This is a genomic window from Citrobacter sp. C6_1, assembly GCF_014596835.2.
In the GTDB taxonomy this organism is placed as follows: Bacteria; Pseudomonadota; Gammaproteobacteria; order Enterobacterales; family Enterobacteriaceae; genus Citrobacter; species Citrobacter pasteurii.
In genome coordinates this window covers 1,944,659-1,959,918 of sequence record NZ_CP115031.1, presented here as the reverse complement: position 1 = coordinate 1,959,918, position 15,260 = coordinate 1,944,659, and the positions used below count along the sequence as shown (strand labels likewise).

At 39.7% G+C, this 15,260-nt stretch carries 18 protein-coding genes; 4 read left to right on the top strand and 14 right to left on the bottom strand.

Annotation, left to right across the window (positions count from 1 at the left end; all coding sequences use genetic code 11):
• Nucleotides 1-4: 4 nt before the first annotated feature.
• From sctT to IB196_RS09505, 14 genes are all read right to left on the bottom strand, one after another.
• The gene (sctT, locus tag IB196_RS09570; protein ID WP_040232354.1) at nucleotides 5-766 is read right to left on the bottom strand and encodes a type III secretion system export apparatus subunit SctT; all 762 of its coding nucleotides are present in this window, start codon (nucleotides 764-766) and stop codon (nucleotides 5-7) included.
• 10 nt (nucleotides 767-776) lie between these two features.
• On the bottom strand, nucleotides 777-1,037 hold the full coding sequence (gene sctS, locus IB196_RS09565) for a type III secretion system export apparatus subunit SctS (protein WP_040232355.1): 261 nt from the start codon (nucleotides 1,035-1,037) through the stop codon (nucleotides 777-779).
• A gap of 2 nt (nucleotides 1,038-1,039) precedes the next feature.
• Complete coding sequence (locus IB196_RS09560) at nucleotides 1,040-1,729, bottom strand: EscR/YscR/HrcR family type III secretion system export apparatus protein (RefSeq protein WP_005120180.1); 690 nt, start codon at nucleotides 1,727-1,729, stop codon at nucleotides 1,040-1,042.
• Nucleotides 1,730-1,738: 9 nt separating this feature from the next.
• Nucleotides 1,739-2,659 carry a FliM/FliN family flagellar motor switch protein gene (locus tag IB196_RS09555; RefSeq protein ID WP_155021158.1) on the bottom strand — a complete coding sequence of 307 codons (921 nt, stop codon included), beginning with the start codon at nucleotides 2,657-2,659 and terminating at the stop codon, nucleotides 1,739-1,741.
• Nucleotides 2,656-3,537 (bottom strand): hypothetical protein, encoded by an 882-nt coding sequence (locus IB196_RS09550; protein ID WP_348936032.1) that lies wholly within the window; start codon nucleotides 3,535-3,537, stop codon nucleotides 2,656-2,658. Before IB196_RS09550 ends, IB196_RS09555 begins: the two co-directional genes overlap by 4 nt.
• Nucleotides 3,500-3,997: a hypothetical protein gene (locus tag IB196_RS09545; protein ID WP_188231681.1), complete on the bottom strand. Its 498-nt coding sequence runs from the start codon at nucleotides 3,995-3,997 to the stop codon at nucleotides 3,500-3,502. The genes IB196_RS09550 and IB196_RS09545 overlap by 38 nt, the downstream gene beginning before the upstream one ends.
• Nucleotides 3,987-5,288: a type III secretion system ATPase SctN gene (gene sctN / locus IB196_RS09540; RefSeq protein WP_005120176.1), complete on the bottom strand. Its 1,302-nt coding sequence runs from the start codon at nucleotides 5,286-5,288 to the stop codon at nucleotides 3,987-3,989. The genes IB196_RS09545 and sctN overlap by 11 nt, the downstream gene beginning before the upstream one ends.
• Nucleotides 5,288-5,692, bottom strand: coding sequence for a hypothetical protein (locus IB196_RS09535; RefSeq protein ID WP_040232361.1), 405 nt, complete (start codon nucleotides 5,690-5,692; stop codon nucleotides 5,288-5,290). The genes sctN and IB196_RS09535 overlap by 1 nt, the downstream gene beginning before the upstream one ends.
• Nucleotides 5,693-5,696: 4 nt before the next feature.
• Complete coding sequence (locus IB196_RS09530) at nucleotides 5,697-7,727, bottom strand: EscV/YscV/HrcV family type III secretion system export apparatus protein (protein WP_188231682.1); 2,031 nt, start codon at nucleotides 7,725-7,727, stop codon at nucleotides 5,697-5,699.
• Between the two features lie 26 nt (nucleotides 7,728-7,753).
• Entirely contained in the window at nucleotides 7,754-8,053 is a 300-nt protein-coding gene (locus IB196_RS09525; protein ID WP_040232365.1) for a hypothetical protein, read from the bottom strand.
• Nucleotides 8,046-9,173: an HrpJ domain-containing protein gene (locus IB196_RS09520; RefSeq protein ID WP_155021160.1), complete on the bottom strand. Its 1,128-nt coding sequence runs from the start codon at nucleotides 9,171-9,173 to the stop codon at nucleotides 8,046-8,048. The genes IB196_RS09525 and IB196_RS09520 overlap by 8 nt, the downstream gene beginning before the upstream one ends.
• Nucleotides 9,174-9,176: 3 nt before the next feature.
• Complete coding sequence (gene sctC, locus IB196_RS09515) at nucleotides 9,177-10,925, bottom strand: type III secretion system outer membrane ring subunit SctC (protein ID WP_040232366.1); 1,749 nt, start codon at nucleotides 10,923-10,925, stop codon at nucleotides 9,177-9,179.
• A 203-nt stretch (nucleotides 10,926-11,128) separates the two neighbouring features.
• Nucleotides 11,129-11,911 carry a helix-turn-helix domain-containing protein gene (locus IB196_RS09510; protein WP_155021161.1) on the bottom strand — a complete coding sequence of 261 codons (783 nt, stop codon included), beginning with the start codon at nucleotides 11,909-11,911 and terminating at the stop codon, nucleotides 11,129-11,131.
• 15 nt (nucleotides 11,912-11,926) lie between these two features.
• On the bottom strand, nucleotides 11,927-12,298 hold the full coding sequence (locus tag IB196_RS09505) for a hypothetical protein (RefSeq protein ID WP_005120765.1): 372 nt from the start codon (nucleotides 12,296-12,298) through the stop codon (nucleotides 11,927-11,929).
• A gap of 251 nt (nucleotides 12,299-12,549) precedes the next feature.
• Here IB196_RS09505 and IB196_RS09500 point away from each other — a divergent pair, with 251 nt between their 5' ends.
• From IB196_RS09500 to sctJ, 4 genes are all read left to right on the top strand, one after another.
• On the top strand, nucleotides 12,550-13,824 hold the full coding sequence (locus IB196_RS09500) for a PrgH/EprH family type III secretion apparatus protein (RefSeq protein WP_082031743.1): 1,275 nt from the start codon (nucleotides 12,550-12,552) through the stop codon (nucleotides 13,822-13,824).
• Nucleotides 13,825-13,850: 26 nt separating this feature from the next.
• Nucleotides 13,851-14,138, top strand: coding sequence for a type III secretion system needle filament subunit SctF (gene sctF / locus IB196_RS09495; RefSeq protein ID WP_005120763.1), 288 nt, complete (start codon nucleotides 13,851-13,853; stop codon nucleotides 14,136-14,138).
• A 77-nt stretch (nucleotides 14,139-14,215) separates the two neighbouring features.
• A complete protein-coding gene (gene sctI / locus IB196_RS09490) occupies nucleotides 14,216-14,527 on the top strand; it encodes a type III secretion system inner rod subunit SctI (protein WP_223236825.1) in 312 nt (103 codons plus the stop codon).
• Nucleotides 14,524-15,255 (top strand): type III secretion inner membrane ring lipoprotein SctJ, encoded by a 732-nt coding sequence (gene sctJ, locus IB196_RS09485; RefSeq protein WP_005120761.1) that lies wholly within the window; start codon nucleotides 14,524-14,526, stop codon nucleotides 15,253-15,255. Before sctI ends, sctJ begins: the two co-directional genes overlap by 4 nt.
• The last annotated feature ends 5 nt before the right edge of the window (nucleotides 15,256-15,260 follow it).

Sequence of the window (15,260 nt, the reverse complement as noted above, 5' to 3'; positions counted from 1 at the left end):
ATGCTTAACTCTTCGGTAAAAAATCACTCAACCGCAATCCTGTCAACTGGGAGATAAGTAATGGTGTTAAATAAATCAACAGTACGAAAATGGCGATAACGCTCTTTAACGTTAATGCGACAGAAAAAGCATTCAATTGTGATGCAAAACGTGAAAGTAAACCAAGTGCACATTCTGTGACAAATAAAGCGACGACGATAGGCCCTACCAAAATTAAAGCCTTCAGCATTAACTCATTAACAAGATGAACCACTTGCAATGCTAATGCTTTGTCAAAGTGAAAGGATTGTGCCACCGGAAATATTTGATAACTTTTTTTTATCGCCTCACAAAGCGTAACCATTCCGCCACTTAGCATAAAAGTCGCGCCATAGAAATAGTTCATAAAACTGGCGAAAACAGATGTTTCAACCCCTATCCCTGGATTCATAGTACTACTAATAGTTGCTCCGCGTTGGTTGTCAATGACCTCACCTATCACCAAAGCAATCCAGAATGGCACTGACAGGCAAATACCGCATAGTAAACCAATAATCGCTTCCCGAACGATAATCACCATTGGTGGCGCCGCTGGCGCCAGTGAAAACTGTACACTCAGCAGGGGCAAAAAACCGAGAAGCATAAAACACGTAATTACATTTTTGGCTAACATGCCCCCTAGCACCTGGCTGTTAAACCAGGGTAAGAAAAATGTCATTGGCAGAAGTCTGGCCATCCCGATAACAATCAACAGGATATATTCATGGTAGAGCACATAAACATTCATAGGCGACTCATTAGGGTATCTGGAATGCCAGGGCCAACACTTCGGCAGCGAAACTTTTCAGGCTGGAAACAAACCACGGTGCAGTCATAAAAAGCGCGGCACATACTGCCAGCAATTTGATACCAAATGGCAAGGTCTGTTCCTGGATATGAGTAATTGCCTGAAGAAGAGCCACAACTATCCCCACCACCGTTGCGACAATAACCGGAACTGAAGATAATATTAAGACCATATATAGTGCTTTATTGCCTATATAAAAGATACTGTCCATTGTTATCCCGCCGTTTTCCATAACGCTGCGTACTGCATGACCATGCCGGTCGCAATCTTAGACCATCCATCAATGGCAACAAAAAGTACCAATTTTATTGGTAATGATATTGTTACAGGACTCATCATCATCATGCCGAGAGCCAATAATACGTTGGAAACTAACAGATCCACTACAATAAAAGGAAGATAAACATAAAAACCTAAAACAAAGGCGCTTTTTATTTCACTCAGTGAATAAGCCGCTAACAGCGTAAATAACGAACTATTCTCAACTGTTGGTTTAACCCCAACAATCTGATGATCATCCGTTACGGGATATTGCTGCTGATAAATATTGCTAAAAAATGTAAGGAGTTCTTTATCAGAAAATCGGTATAAATAATTTTTATACCCAGAAAGGCCGTTATCGATGAAGTTTTGCACTGACTCAACATTATCGAAAGAGACACCTTCCTGGCGATAATAGTCATAGCCCTGCAAGGCAACAGGCGACATGACAAAAGCAGTTAATAGTAGTGATATGCCATTCAAGGTCATATTGGATGGCGCCTGCTGTAAGCCTATGGCATTGCGTATCAATGAAAAAACAATAGAGAATTTAATAAAACACGTTCCACCCGCAATGAAAAATGGCAAAAGTGTCGCAAGACTCAGAATCCCTATCAGACCAATGCTATTATAATCCGTCATAATTTCATCTCACAGTGTGTTGTAAACGTCCTCTATTTCCACCGCCAGGCGGTCATTCAGTAAAACAAGTTCTCCCGTTGCTAACGTACGTCCCTGAACCCGGAGTTCAACATCGACTTTGTTGTCTCCCAGACCAATCTGCGCATCTAATACATCGCCTGTTTGTATTTTACTAATTTCTGCTAATGTCATGGTTGTTTCACTGAGTACAAACTCAATGTTTAATTTGAGTCCATCTGTTGTCCATAACTTATCAACAAGAGCATTATTTGTTTGACTATCCATAATATCCTCACTTACAGTAAAATTGTGCTGTTCATATTGAACCGCACAATATTTTATGTTTCCGACATAAAGGTAAATCTGAACATTTGTAATCCACAAAGCGTCACCAATGGCCAAATTTTCGATATCACTCACGGGTAACGATGTGAATCCGAGAGAGACTTTGATGGGGCAAAGCAAATGCTGGCAATCGTTTACTGTTTCCGTAACCAGCACGTCTAATGAGGTTAGGGATGTTTTTGGAAACCAAACGAAACCGGCATCGTCACCTGCACTGTAGAATTTCTCATGAAGAGGAATCTGACATTCTGGATCCTCAATAACAACTTCAGCAATAGGTGCTGAAAACCACTCAGTCCCCAGGGAGAGATTAGATAACAACTCACTGTACAGCGAAGAAATAAATTTATTGCCCATCTGCTGAACAGAAAATCGAGCATCCTCCATACCATATTTCTGCAAAAGCGTTTCTGCAGAGACAAAAAAACATACCTCCGTTCCGGCGTGAACACCGCTACAGCGGATGAACGCGCCCTGCATTCGTTTCTGATTTGTCAGCAAAGAGATATCATTGCGTGCGCAGTACTGCATGATCAGATTTTCTGTGGCATCCAGGTGCCGTAAACTTGAAAGAATGGTGTTCACGTCTCCTCCTCCTCGTCATTTAAATCATCCTTGTTTGCCTCATTCTGCTGCTGTGAGTTCTGCTGATTCTGCAAATAGTCATTCACCGTTGACACGGCACCATCTACACGCAAACCGTGCAAAGGATGTTGCTGTTGGAAATTTACCAGTTGTTGTTCAGTTGCAATGTCCGATGGCAGAATTTGTATTTGCGTATCAGATCTATTCTGTGCGTGTTCTATGCGTACCTGGGCCGTCTGTTGAGTTGGAAAGGTCCAGCTGACTTCGGTCACATTCGATTTCGTGTTTACCGCAGGCGCTACATTTTTGGCAGACTTTAACGGCTGCTGATTAACTGTCTCTTTTCCGCGTACTCCAGGTGATAGCTCTTCCGTTGCCCATCCAGATTCATCGATAGTCTTGTCAGGTACTGCCATAGCGGAAAGAACGGTTACCTCTGAAGATTCATTTTTTTTCTTATCAGTTTTCTGAGTATTCTCTTGATGTTGCGGATCCGCTGCGGTAAAAATTGTTGCCGATCGACTGTGGGTCAGGATTTCTTCCTTTAATCGCCCTAAATCTATATTCACTGTGGAAATACGTGTTGGCACATTAGATACTGAATTATTGCCCGTACTATTCGTTTGTAGCTGCTGCACGAATTTGGCCGACAGAGACGATAATAGCGGCTCCCCAGCTAATATTACCGATGCCGCAATCTGGTCAGTTTGCCCGGTGCCCTTATCTCCTTTTTTTTCATCTTTGTTACCGTCAAAATCCTCAATCTTAGTATTCTTTTTCCACTTGATATCAGTATCACTCAATAATTTCTGGATAATACCATCAATAGATTGTACACCGTCACAAGAGTCCATTTTTTCTGATAAATGTGCTTTCACTGATGATGTTTTTATATTTCCATGCAATACATTCCTCTATAGAATATTCTTCCTGAGCAATTCTTTTGACATTACGTTGACGTTTAACTTTTTGTTGGCATAAAGACCACTTACGTTTTTTCCGTTCATAGCTGGCGCGTAATTGCAACAGACGCGATTTTTCATCTTCTTGTTCATGCTGACTTGCAATTAACTCATTTTTTTCCGCATCCAGACGATATAAAACTGAGAGCAGTAATGATTCTTTTCTTTTAATAGCATATATATTGTCTTTCGTTACTTCACTTTCGGTAACTCCATGCCATAAGGTGATGATACTGCCATCAGTCTCTTTATGACGTTCAGCATTAACAATCAGCAAATCTTTTAATCGTTCAATTTCGCGTTCAATACGTGTTACTTTCAGAACAACGCTATCGCAGTAAGTTGAATACAGATTTTCCATACTTTTATATGGCATACAGTGACTCCAACATTTGTGTAAATGATGTTTTATCTTCCATCTTTTGCTGGAGAAAATTCTTTATAATGTCAGTTTTCCCAACAATTTTATCTGTGGCTGGATTTTCACCCGGTTGGTATTCACCTAATTCAATCATCAGCTTCAATTCGTCCAGTTTTGACAAATAATTGCGAAATAAAGATGCAGCTTCACGTTGCTCATCAGATGATACTGCACGCGTTACACGACTGACGCTACGTAATACGTCAATTGCCGGATAATGCCCTGTACCAGCCAGTTTTCTGGAAAGATAAATATGCCCATCAAGAATCGAGCGCACTTCATCACCGATGGGGTCTACTTCCTCTTCTTCTTCAAGCAGTACCGTATAGAACGCTGTAATGCTGCCGAATTGAGTTTTACCACTTCTTTCCAGGATCCGCGGCAAATTATCAAAAACAGATGATGGGTAACCGCGTCTTGCAGGCATTTCTCCAGCTGAAAGCGCAACGTCACGAAGCGCACGGGCATAGCGTGTCATTGAATCAATCATCAGCACAACATTCTTGCCGGCATCGCGAAAATATTCTGCAATAGTGGTGGCAATAAGCGCTGCATTCCGTCTTTCGACAGCTGGCCGATCGGAAGTAGAATAGACGACAATGGTTTTATCACGCTTATCCTCCGGGATCCCTTCAGCTAAGAACTCGGTAACCTCCCTGCCTCGTTCACCAACCAGTCCAATAACATAAACATCGGCAGATGAATGGCTAATGATCATTGTCATTAAGGACGTTTTCCCGGCCCCCGCCCCAGCAAAGATCCCTACACGTTGACCTATGCCGCAAGTCAATAACCCGTCGATAGCTCTGACACCTGTGGCAAATAAGCTATCGATTGACCGCCGCTCACTATAATCTGGCGGAGATTGCATAATGGGTCGAAGCATCGGTAAAAACGCGTTGCCAGGAGCTGGCAACGCAAAACGTTCACAAATCTCGCCTTGTGCATTAATAACTGTACCCAGCGTGTCCATCGATACTGAAAGTGAAAAAGCAGTACCATCCGGAACAATAATATTGGAGCATGAAATACCATCCGATCCGCCCAGCAGGCACAGCACAGCATTGCCCTGGCTAAAACCGATAGTCTCTGCTTGTCCAATGACCTGAGGATCGCTCAGAGAGCGATAAATACGGCATCGTTCCCCAATAAAAGTATGGCGCAACGGTGCAGTAATGATCGTCCCCTGAATCGACGTTATCCTGGCGTTACAATCAAAAATATCACTCAGCAAGATTTCCTGCATTATTTTAGCGCCTGGCTAAATTCATCTACACGCTCATAAAACTGGCTCAATACATCCGCCAATAACTCACCTTGTTCAATTACATTTTCACTTAAAAATGCTCTTAAAACAAAACTGCCATCATCTTCAACTAGCTGTAGCTGGCCAGTCATGCTCCAGTCACAAGTTGCAATCAATGATTCGATAAGTTGTGGAGCGGCATTTAACAAGGCATGACTATTATATTTTGCAATAGCACTCCAAAGAACCACAACACCGTTAACAGTACTAAACATAATTGACGGCTCTTCACCAAAACTAAGCTCGATTGTGGAATGATGATCTATATCAGAGATCAACGATGGGTCACATCCCATTATCTCAAGCGCCTGTTTGAGGATATCTACAATTTTTGAAACATCCATTTAATTAATCCACCATTTTGATTACGTTAACTTTAACACTTTCTGATATTTCACCAAACGAAATGACATCCAGATCAGAGAATTGTGACATTATCAAACGTTTAGTATAGCGTCTGATATCAACTGCAGTTAGAAATACAACATCCTTTCGTGAAAGATTCAATAAATGATGCTCAAACCTATCAATAACAAACTCATTATCTACCGGTTCCATATTGATAAATGATCCTGAAGCTGATGTTTTAATTCCTTTGCGAATTTTATTTTCAATCTCAGGTGATAACACCATAACTGACAATACATTTTCAGTCGAAAACTTATCCGAAATATAGCGAGCTAACGCACTGCGCACATGCTCTACCAACTGGATAGTATCTCTCTCTTTCCCACCCCATAGTGCCAACGCTTCCAGCACTGCTTTCATATTTCTTACTGAAATGCGTTCACTTAACAAACGCTGTAAGACTTCAGATACTCGCTGGACAGTACAATGTCTGTAAGTTTCCTTTAATAACTCAGGATACTGGCGTTCAAATTTATCCATAATATTTTTGGTTTCCTGAATGCCAAACAGCTCAGGGATCTGTGCGGTCACCAGCAACTGAAAAGAGAGCATCATTTCATCTTCTGCCGAACGCAACGTAAATCCCAAGGATGAACATAACTCCTGGCTTTGTTCGGCGACCCAGTATTCTTTTTCATTTCCATATTCAGTGGTGATTACATCAATGCCGGGTAAATCAATAATACCGTCAAGATTCAAAAGTTTAAAATACCCAAAGTTTATTGGAAATACACCTGCAGTAACTTCATTAATCAAGACAACAACATGGTTCAACTGCACGTTTGGGCTCATTATTACACTGACTTTCGGGAGTTCAATACCATAGTTAAGGTAAAAATCCTGCGAAAAACGCATGCCAAAATGTTCAAGATCCAGATTGCTAAAATCCTGCTCTGGGAGCATTACCATCAACGGTACAGTTTCAGGTATAATACTTGCTGTGGGTAAAACAGTATATCCTTCACTACCTGAACTCCCCCCGGGACTCGTTTTTATACTCCCCGAAAACGTTGCCTGCTTTTTAGCTTTCATCGTACGGTTAAAATAAACAGCAAGAATAATGCTAGCTATAAGCATAAAAATTATCAATGGAAATCCCGGAAGACAACCAATTAAAATGGCGACAATTGCCGTAACAATCAAAACGAAATCACGCTGAAAAATCTGATCAATGATATTATTACCCAGATTTTTCCCATCCTCACTAACCCTTGTTACCACAAAGCCGGTACCGATAGAAATAAGTAAAGCCGGAATCTGAGCGACCAGGGCATCGCCAATTGTTAAAATCGTATAGACATCGGTAGCCCCACTAAAGGACATGCCATGACGCCCCATGCCAATAGAAACGCCGCCAATGAAATTGACAAAGATAATCACAATGCTGGCAATTGCATCACCCTTGATAAATTTCATTGTACCATCTAATGCACCATACAGTTGGCTCTCCTTTTCCAGCATGGAGCGTCGCCGTTGGGCATCATCAGCATCAATATTTCCCGCTCGCAGATCTGCATCAATACTCATCTGTTTACCGGGCATAGCGTCCAGAGAAAAACGTGCACTAACTTCTGCGACACGCTCTGAACCTTTTGTTATAACAATAAATTGAAAAAGTGTAACAATTGAAAAAATGATAAAACCAACAATAATATCCCCTGCAATAACAAAGTTACCAAATGTTGTAATAATGTGTCCTGCATCAGCCTGCACCAGTATCATACGACTGGTACTGATAGATAACGCAAGACGAAAGAGCGTTGTAATGAGCAAAAGTGAAGGTAATGCAGAAAACTCCAACACTTTCTGTATATAAAATGTGCCAATAAAAATTAAGATAGAAAATGTAATATTAAAAGCTAATAGTACATCGATAAGCCATGTTGGTAATGGTATAATCAACATGGCTAATATTAATATCATCAATACAACCAAAAATAATTCTGGCCTCTGCGCTATTTTTTGCCACATATGTTTCTCAGACTACGCTATAAGTATTAATTACACTCTATATATTTTATAAATTTCTCGTATATAAGTGCTATATCTATTTTTTTCTGCAATACACAATAATAAACTTTATCGTGATGCGATAGAACTTGTTCATTGTGGCTAAGCATTTCACTGTTATTATATAACCATGCAGAAAGGTCGATCACACCTATGGGCATTTCCACCATTACAAAGTACCATACACCATATCGACAACAGCGGAATAAATTTCCCTTGAATGAAACAGAGATTTCTTCTCCGGCCAGCAAATTGCTTACCTCATCTTCCAGTCCGCTATTAACCATATGTCCTTCCGATATGAGTAAAACGAGCAAACCCGTCGATAATCATTGCAAGAGTATTCTCAATACTCATTTTCATTTTTTCAGCATCGGCCAGATCATCTGCAAAGATTGCAAATGGAAGTGGCTTAATAGCAGAATAAATTTGTTGAACAAAGTTGGTTTTATCACTACCTGAATAATATCTCATACAGTTGTTAATCAGTTCAATCGTTAAATTCTTGGTTTCATCAGGTTGCAAAATAATATGAAAGAAGAAATCAAGCAATCTGAAATCTCTTTCATTTGTTGATGGAATATACTCACCTTCATTCATCTTCGACATAAACATCTGATCGGCAGAACGAAGTATATTCATTCTAAAATTTGCTTCAAGTAAAGTGCCAAATTCAAGTAAACTGCATGAAGGGTCATAACTATTAATATCACAATGCAGTGCCTGAGAATAGTAATCCAGTACGGCATAGCGATTTTCAATGCCAAATTTCTCAATCGACATCTGGTATATTTCTAGCGGATCGATGTTCTGCGTAATAAAACCTTCATAAGCTTTACGCAATGACTGTTCGTTTTGCTTTAATTGCAAACTAAATTTTCTAGCTGTATTTGCACTGTTAATACCTGCTTTTATCTTTTTCCTGTCAGGTCCCTTCATCAGATTTTCAAGTGCAGACTCCAGAATATCCGAAGAAACATCAGGCAATTCATCATCATCTTTTTTCTTCTTTTTCATCAAAATAAACGCATGAAGAAGTAAAGCAATTTCTGTCGGATCGGCGAATAACTGATGCAGATAATTTAACAATTGCTTTGCCGTCATTACTCCGCCTTTGGCAAAATCATTGATTTTTACCACACAGTTTGGTGTTTTCTCCTTTATTGAGGCTTCACACTCTTCAGCAATGCTTTCTGGTGATGAAGGTTTTGCTTTCGCCGCACGGTTGTTCTGCAGAAAAGAACTCAATAATGCTGACATATCATCGGCCATAGTCATCGCAACCGAAAAAGAACCTTTCTCCACCTTCACCTCTGCATCATCCTGCATCTTAACAAGGACGTTGCTTAAATCGCCAATCCCTACCGCACTTCGGAAGCGGGCCATTGGCAAAGATTCTAATGCCATATTCTACCCCTGATGAGTTGGTGTTATAAAAGCATCTTGATTAATTTTTTGCGTCTTATTCTGATAATTTTTAATAGCATCCCAGCCATCATTAATGTAACCATCAAGCGCATCCTTGTGGTTAAAATCATCTTCAAGTATCCTGGGCTGAATCAAAAAGAGTCTTACTGCCTTTGAAGAATTGTTTGTCTTTGTTTTAAATAAATTACCGATCCATGGAATATCGCCAAGCAATGGGATTTTAGTAACGCCATCAGACAACTGATCGCGTGTATAACCACCAATTAGAAGATTCTGGCCGGCTGTCACCCGAGCCATGGTGCTGATAGCTGTATTCCCCACAACCGGTAACTGATCTACCGTTGCAGTATCACCTTGATCATCAGCTACAGTATTTCCATCTGTAATGTCAATGTTCATCTCAACGAGTTTATTATCATCTGAAATCATTGGAATAACGTTAATGGAGGTACCATAGGTTACTGTCTGGAGTGAAACTTCTCTTTCCCCCATCAATTTGACATAAAAACTTCGCGAATTGTCAAAAATAGCCGGAATATTATCCTGAGCCAGGATGATGGGGCGTGATACAATATTCGCCTTATTCCTCTGACTTAGCGCATTAACGGTTGCCAAAAATATATCACTCTGCGAGCTTGTTAAGATACTTGTAGCATTAAAAAATGTCTGGATGTTCGAACCGACTTTATATTGCCCTTGCCAATTTACACCTATTTGTTCTAAATCATCCTTATTAATATCAATAATCCAAAGTGAAAACTCGACTTGCTTACGAGGAACATCAAGGCGTGCAATAATATCTTTTATCATGTTAACTTGATCTTGCGTGCCTTTAATAAGCAAACTATTACGACCCGAAAATGGTAACACTTTAATCTCACTACCAGAAAATCTGCCATTATCGTTAAATTCTGCACGCACGCCAAATTCAGATTCTTCGAGAATCCCTGTTTCAGTTGTAGACTCTGGCTTAATTTGCTTTTTCACTGCAACATTACTTTTTCCTTGAATTCCATTATCAGAAAATAAGTTGTTGATTGTGGTGGCAATACCTTGCATCGTTTTCGTTTGCCCGCGATAGCTATAAGTACGATCATCCACGAAAACATGCCGCAGTTTTACTGTATCAATAACTAATTCGCTGTTTGATGATGAATATCCCTCACCCATAAAGCCAGCTATACCAACCACGATTTCAATATATTTTGGTGGCCCTGAGATATAAAGTGTATTGGATGGCATATTCATTTTAAGTGGATATCGAGAATCATACATATCATTGCTGTGCAAGAAATCCTCCAGATCTCTATAGCTTCTGGCTGGAAAATGAATGATTGCAGTTTTAGCTTCTGAGGCTTCATATATATAATAGATTGAACCATCAAAGTACCAAATTAGCCCTAAGTCATGCGTAATGCGTTCAACCATTTCCATTGGTTTGTTAAGATCGAAACGGCCTGTCACCGAATATTTTTTCGCACGTGAACTTACAATAAATGGTTTATTAATTTGTGATGATATCGCTTTAAAAACAAAATCAACACTCTTATTATTGGCAGTAAAACTGTTAATTGGTGCCGTTAAAGCAACATCGTTACTGTGAGTCAATTGGCGAATGCCGTTACTTGTCGAATCATCCTCAACAGCAGAAACCACTCCACTATAGCTTAGTGCACTCAATACAATGAGCGTACTTAAATTTTTTATTACAGCTTCAGCCCTGAAAAACATTGATATATCCATCCATGAAAGACGTGAGAAATTCCATATTCGAGCATTCAAGTGGAAACAAACAAACCCAGCCGTTATTAATACCAATTTTACACGCAAAAAATTGATTCAATTTCATCACTAACATTGAGAGAACTGCATACTTATCAATAAAATATTCGTCGGTTAGCAGGAAAAGCTCATACTGTTCAGAATGACAGATATTATAATTTTTCATTTATCTTCCTCAATGAGGACGGTGTCATACCGAAAGAGGATAAGATAACCTGGTTCAAATGAGACTGTGAGCTAAATCCATTGTTCATTGCTATATGAGTAAGGCTTTCTTTTGTCTCTACAATATCCAACATTGTTTTTGTCAATCGCCATGCCTGCATCCGGGTTTTTACTGTATCACCGAAATATAGTTGTGTTTTTTTTCTGAAATTCGAGTATGACAAACCGTAACGTTCACTCAAGTTAGTAACATTGCCAATATCATTATTGATATAATTTTCTATAAGATAGTTTGCGAGAATATAAGATTCTTGCTGTCGTATAAATTCGCATAATGAAATAAAATCAATATCATCAATTCTTCGAATGTATCTAATAATAAATAATTGTTCCAGTTCTGAATATCTTAAGCATACATTGCCATTATATTTATTTTGAGCATCAGAATTCCTGTACGTATTTACGTCAGAACAAACCTGATACGCAGCATCAAGAAATGCAAGCAGTTCAGAAAAATACCCTATATTTACAGTACCCGTTAAAATCCGTGACTGCTGATGATAATCTCTGATCTGGCGGCCATAGACTAAATACTGTGAAAATCTTCCCTGTTCGCCAATCGTCCAGATATGGTCTTCACACCGCACATTCTTAGGACATTTATTCAATTGATTTTCAGTTCTTAGTGAAACGCATAGCAAAAAATTTTCAGATAACTGTCTGCGACTAATTTCATTTCCTGGATACCATTTAATTCTTTTAGCATTCATGGCCTACATCCGTTTTTATTCAAAACTCTGGTTGGCAGAAATTGTCATACTTCCGCTATCGTTAACATCAGCCATCATTGCCACAGCGTCCGTTACACAGATATTTAAGAAATGTTCCAGATTTTTGTCAGCGCTATTTATCGTTAAGGTTTTTGACTGAAGATTCCATCGAACTTTGGCATCTGGATGTCGGGTCTCGGCAAGATACTGCGTTGCACAGTACACAAGCTGTTGCCTGAATAAACGCGTAGAATGCGTAATATGTCCATCAGACACCAATGCGATGTCTCTTTTTAACGGTTTCTTAACTGTGCAGCCGAACAGTACGGTTGATAAAATCATTACAGCAACAAATGATAAATTCCCGTTATACATAATATTTTTCATATTTAAGTTCCCTTCCTTGTCCTTGGGAGCAAACTCATCTGCCGTTTCGCTACTGAATAATCCTTTTATCACCACGAGTCGGAGCCCTAGCTTTCGTCATAGGCTAATGCCTTTCATAAAAATATTACATAAATTTTTATTTATTTTTTTCATCTTTTTTTATGGAATAAATAAATGTTTATTCTTTTCATTTTCTTTATCCCTTAGACTGCGTTAGTAGCGTAGTAACCTTGTTTTTGTACGGGATTTTTATGGAAGAGAATTCGCAGTGTGCAGGGGATTGCCTGCCCCACTATGTCATGAAGGTGCTTTCTGGCTCGATGTATGGAGTAGACATTCCATTACCTCACTGCGAAAACGTGCATGTCCGCTTCATGTCACAGCAACAGTTATTAACTGCGGAACAAAGTGAACAGCAGTCTATTTTTAGCAGCGTCAACACTATTGTCGTCCCAGCCCCCGCAGAGCAGAGTACCTGCTTTCTGTTGTCGTTCGTAACTTCTGCTGAAACTGATACAGTGGCTGTATATTGCCAGCTACTATCACTCGCCGGAGAAGATCTCCTTTCTTCGGAAAATGACGGAGAGACTTCAGTTCGAGCTTTAAACCTGAACAGCCCAGTTAAGATTGGCCTGATAACTATTGCCTTAAAAATAAAGGATGAATCCTGGAATCAGGACGTTGTAAACTATTCCAGAGAGCCGTTTTCTGCTCTGCATCAGGATGAAAGCATTACCGATCCTTCATTTACTAAAGTATCAACCGATAAATCATATTTTCGTCGCCAACTTTATTGGCTGATTGTTCTCAGCACCGTTATCCTTATTGTAGCCGCCGCTTCTTTCATCGGCTATTGCGCTAAGGTGGATAATAGTGCTTCAGTATTGTCTGTATTATCTCCTGTTGAACCTGATATCGTTAAACTTAACGATGGCAGCATTTATGTCATTGTGAAGAACGATACCGACGTCGGCTGGGGCTGGCAGGAACTCAATAAAAGTAATATTAATACAGAAAAAATTCATATTGTATCTCTTGAATCGGCTCGCCTTGATCTCTCGGCAATGCTCCACGAACTGAAGATCCCATTCCACAAAATTGAACTCGCTGATTCTTCTACTTTAGTAATAAAATTTAGTACAGAACGTTGTACTAATGATACGTGCAATAAGCCATTTAACGCTTTGATTGGTAAAAATTATCCGTGGATAAAAAATACAATCATTGGTTCATTTGCCGATCAAGAAATAATTGCATCAGCTGAACGTAAACTCAATGAATTAGGATTTCAGTTTACAACAGAAATTACACCTTTGAGAGCAAGTTTTATTATTCATGGCGTTATCGAGAGAGAACAGTATTCTGTTATCCAGAATTCGATAGACAGTTTTAGACAAAACTTTGGCGGTGAATATGTTCAGTTTGATTTTGAACTGGACGAACCGGGGTTACGGCCGTTGACCTATCGGAACGGTGATGACAGTTATGCCATCATGTCTGATTACCATTGGCTTTATCCCTATTAAATTAAATGGAATATGAGGCAATTTGAATGGTCACATTTAATAATAAATCACATGATGCAAGTACTGTAACCGACCTGGCGTTTGGTTCGGGATATATTAGCAATATGTCTTTAGGATTTGAGCAAGGTACACAAGACCTTAGACAATCGCTGGATGATGCATTAGCGGTTTTACAAAATGATCCGAGTAACCCCGCTAATCTGGCGGCATACCAATCTGCATTATCTGAGTATACTCTTTACAAAAATGCGCAATCGAACGTTGTTAAATCGTTCCGTGATATTGACCAGGGCATTATTGCTAACTTTAAATAAAATGATGTGCGGCAAGGTAGGTCCGCTGCGTTTGCCGCTATCGATTTATCCTACGGACAGGGAGTACTAACGTGAGTATGTCTATTAATCAGATATCACCGCAGTCATTACAGACACCAACTTTTTCAGAATCACAACCCTCTTTAGTCACGGGTGATTTGGTTGATCTGGATACGCGATTGACTGAAGAAGTCTCCAGACTGGCAGCAGGTACCCAGGTTGAAAAAGACAGAATTACCGCCGCATTGAATAACCCAGCAGTCACTTCCGACCCGGAGCAACTTGCAATATGGCAAAACAAGCTGAGCGCTTATACTATTGACACCAGTTTATATAGCACGCTGGCTCGTAAGGGTGTTTCCGCGATCGAAACATTAATAAAAACATGATGAGATCTTTTAATGTAAAGACTGCGCTGTTGCTACTTATATTTCTACTCTGCGGGTGTAATGAAAAATTAGCTGACCAGTTATCTGAACGGCAAGCTAATGAAATCATTACACTTCTGGAGTCGAATAATATTGATGCGTTTAAAGTTGACAGTGGTAAAGGAAAATATTCCATTCAGGTTTCTTCAGAAAGCCTGGCTTCAGCGACGGTATTACTGACTGCTTATAATCTTCCCTCCGCTGATGATATTGAGATATCTCAACAATTTCCTGCGGATGCAATGGTGTCCACGCCCCTTGGTGAAAAAGCACGACTGATCTCAGCTATTGAACAGAGACTGGGTCAGTCACTGCAAGAACTGGAGCATATTACCAGCGCCAGAGTGCATTTGAGTTATCCAGGTATTAGCCCTGAAAACAATGACTCATCTTCAATGGTGGCATCAGTATTGATAACCTATCAGGGAACGATTGATGAGACAGCATATACAGATAAGATACGCCGTTTTATCAGGAATGGATTGCAGGATATGCACTATGAAAATATATCTGTGGTTATGTTCCGCCAATCCGCCCCACTAAAGTTAGTGAGTATCAAACCTTCACATCCGCTATGGGGATACACCTTTATCATAGTATCTTCAGTTCTACTATTGTTTCTGATTTTGCTTGGTGTGTTCTGGCCTCGTATATCTCAACGTTTTCTTTCTAAGAAAGAGACAGAGTAATCAAT

What these genes read in the sequence shown, in the direction of transcription:
- sctT (WP_040232354.1), bottom strand. Translation starts at nt 766, where the DNA reads ATGAATGTTTATGTGCTCTACCATGAATATATCCTGTTGATTGTTATC.
- sctS (WP_040232355.1), bottom strand. Translation starts at nt 1,037, where the DNA reads ATGGACAGTATCTTTTATATAGGCAATAAAGCACTATATATGGTCTTA.
- IB196_RS09560 (WP_005120180.1), bottom strand. Translation starts at nt 1,729, where the DNA reads ATGACGGATTATAATAGCATTGGTCTGATAGGGATTCTGAGTCTTGCG.
- IB196_RS09545 (WP_188231681.1), bottom strand. Translation starts at nt 3,997, where the DNA reads ATGCCATATAAAAGTATGGAAAATCTGTATTCAACTTACTGCGATAGC.
- sctN (WP_005120176.1), bottom strand. Translation starts at nt 5,288, where the DNA reads ATGCAGGAAATCTTGCTGAGTGATATTTTTGATTGTAACGCCAGGATA.
- IB196_RS09535 (WP_040232361.1), bottom strand. Translation starts at nt 5,692, where the DNA reads ATGGATGTTTCAAAAATTGTAGATATCCTCAAACAGGCGCTTGAGATA.
- IB196_RS09530 (WP_188231682.1), bottom strand. Translation starts at nt 7,727, where the DNA reads ATGTGGCAAAAAATAGCGCAGAGGCCAGAATTATTTTTGGTTGTATTG.
- IB196_RS09525 (WP_040232365.1), bottom strand. Translation starts at nt 8,053, where the DNA reads ATGGTTAATAGCGGACTGGAAGATGAGGTAAGCAATTTGCTGGCCGGA.
- IB196_RS09520 (WP_155021160.1), bottom strand. Translation starts at nt 9,173, where the DNA reads ATGGCATTAGAATCTTTGCCAATGGCCCGCTTCCGAAGTGCGGTAGGG.
- sctC (WP_040232366.1), bottom strand. Translation starts at nt 10,925, where the DNA reads ATGTTTTTCAGGGCTGAAGCTGTAATAAAAAATTTAAGTACGCTCATT.
- IB196_RS09510 (WP_155021161.1), bottom strand. Translation starts at nt 11,911, where the DNA reads ATGAATGCTAAAAGAATTAAATGGTATCCAGGAAATGAAATTAGTCGC.
- IB196_RS09505 (WP_005120765.1), bottom strand. Translation starts at nt 12,298, where the DNA reads ATGAAAAATATTATGTATAACGGGAATTTATCATTTGTTGCTGTAATG.
- IB196_RS09500 (WP_082031743.1), top strand. Translation starts at nt 12,550, where the DNA reads ATGGAAGAGAATTCGCAGTGTGCAGGGGATTGCCTGCCCCACTATGTC.
- sctF (WP_005120763.1), top strand. Translation starts at nt 13,851, where the DNA reads ATGGTCACATTTAATAATAAATCACATGATGCAAGTACTGTAACCGAC.
- sctI (WP_223236825.1), top strand. Translation starts at nt 14,216, where the DNA reads ATGTCTATTAATCAGATATCACCGCAGTCATTACAGACACCAACTTTT.
- sctJ (WP_005120761.1), top strand. Translation starts at nt 14,524, where the DNA reads ATGATGAGATCTTTTAATGTAAAGACTGCGCTGTTGCTACTTATATTT.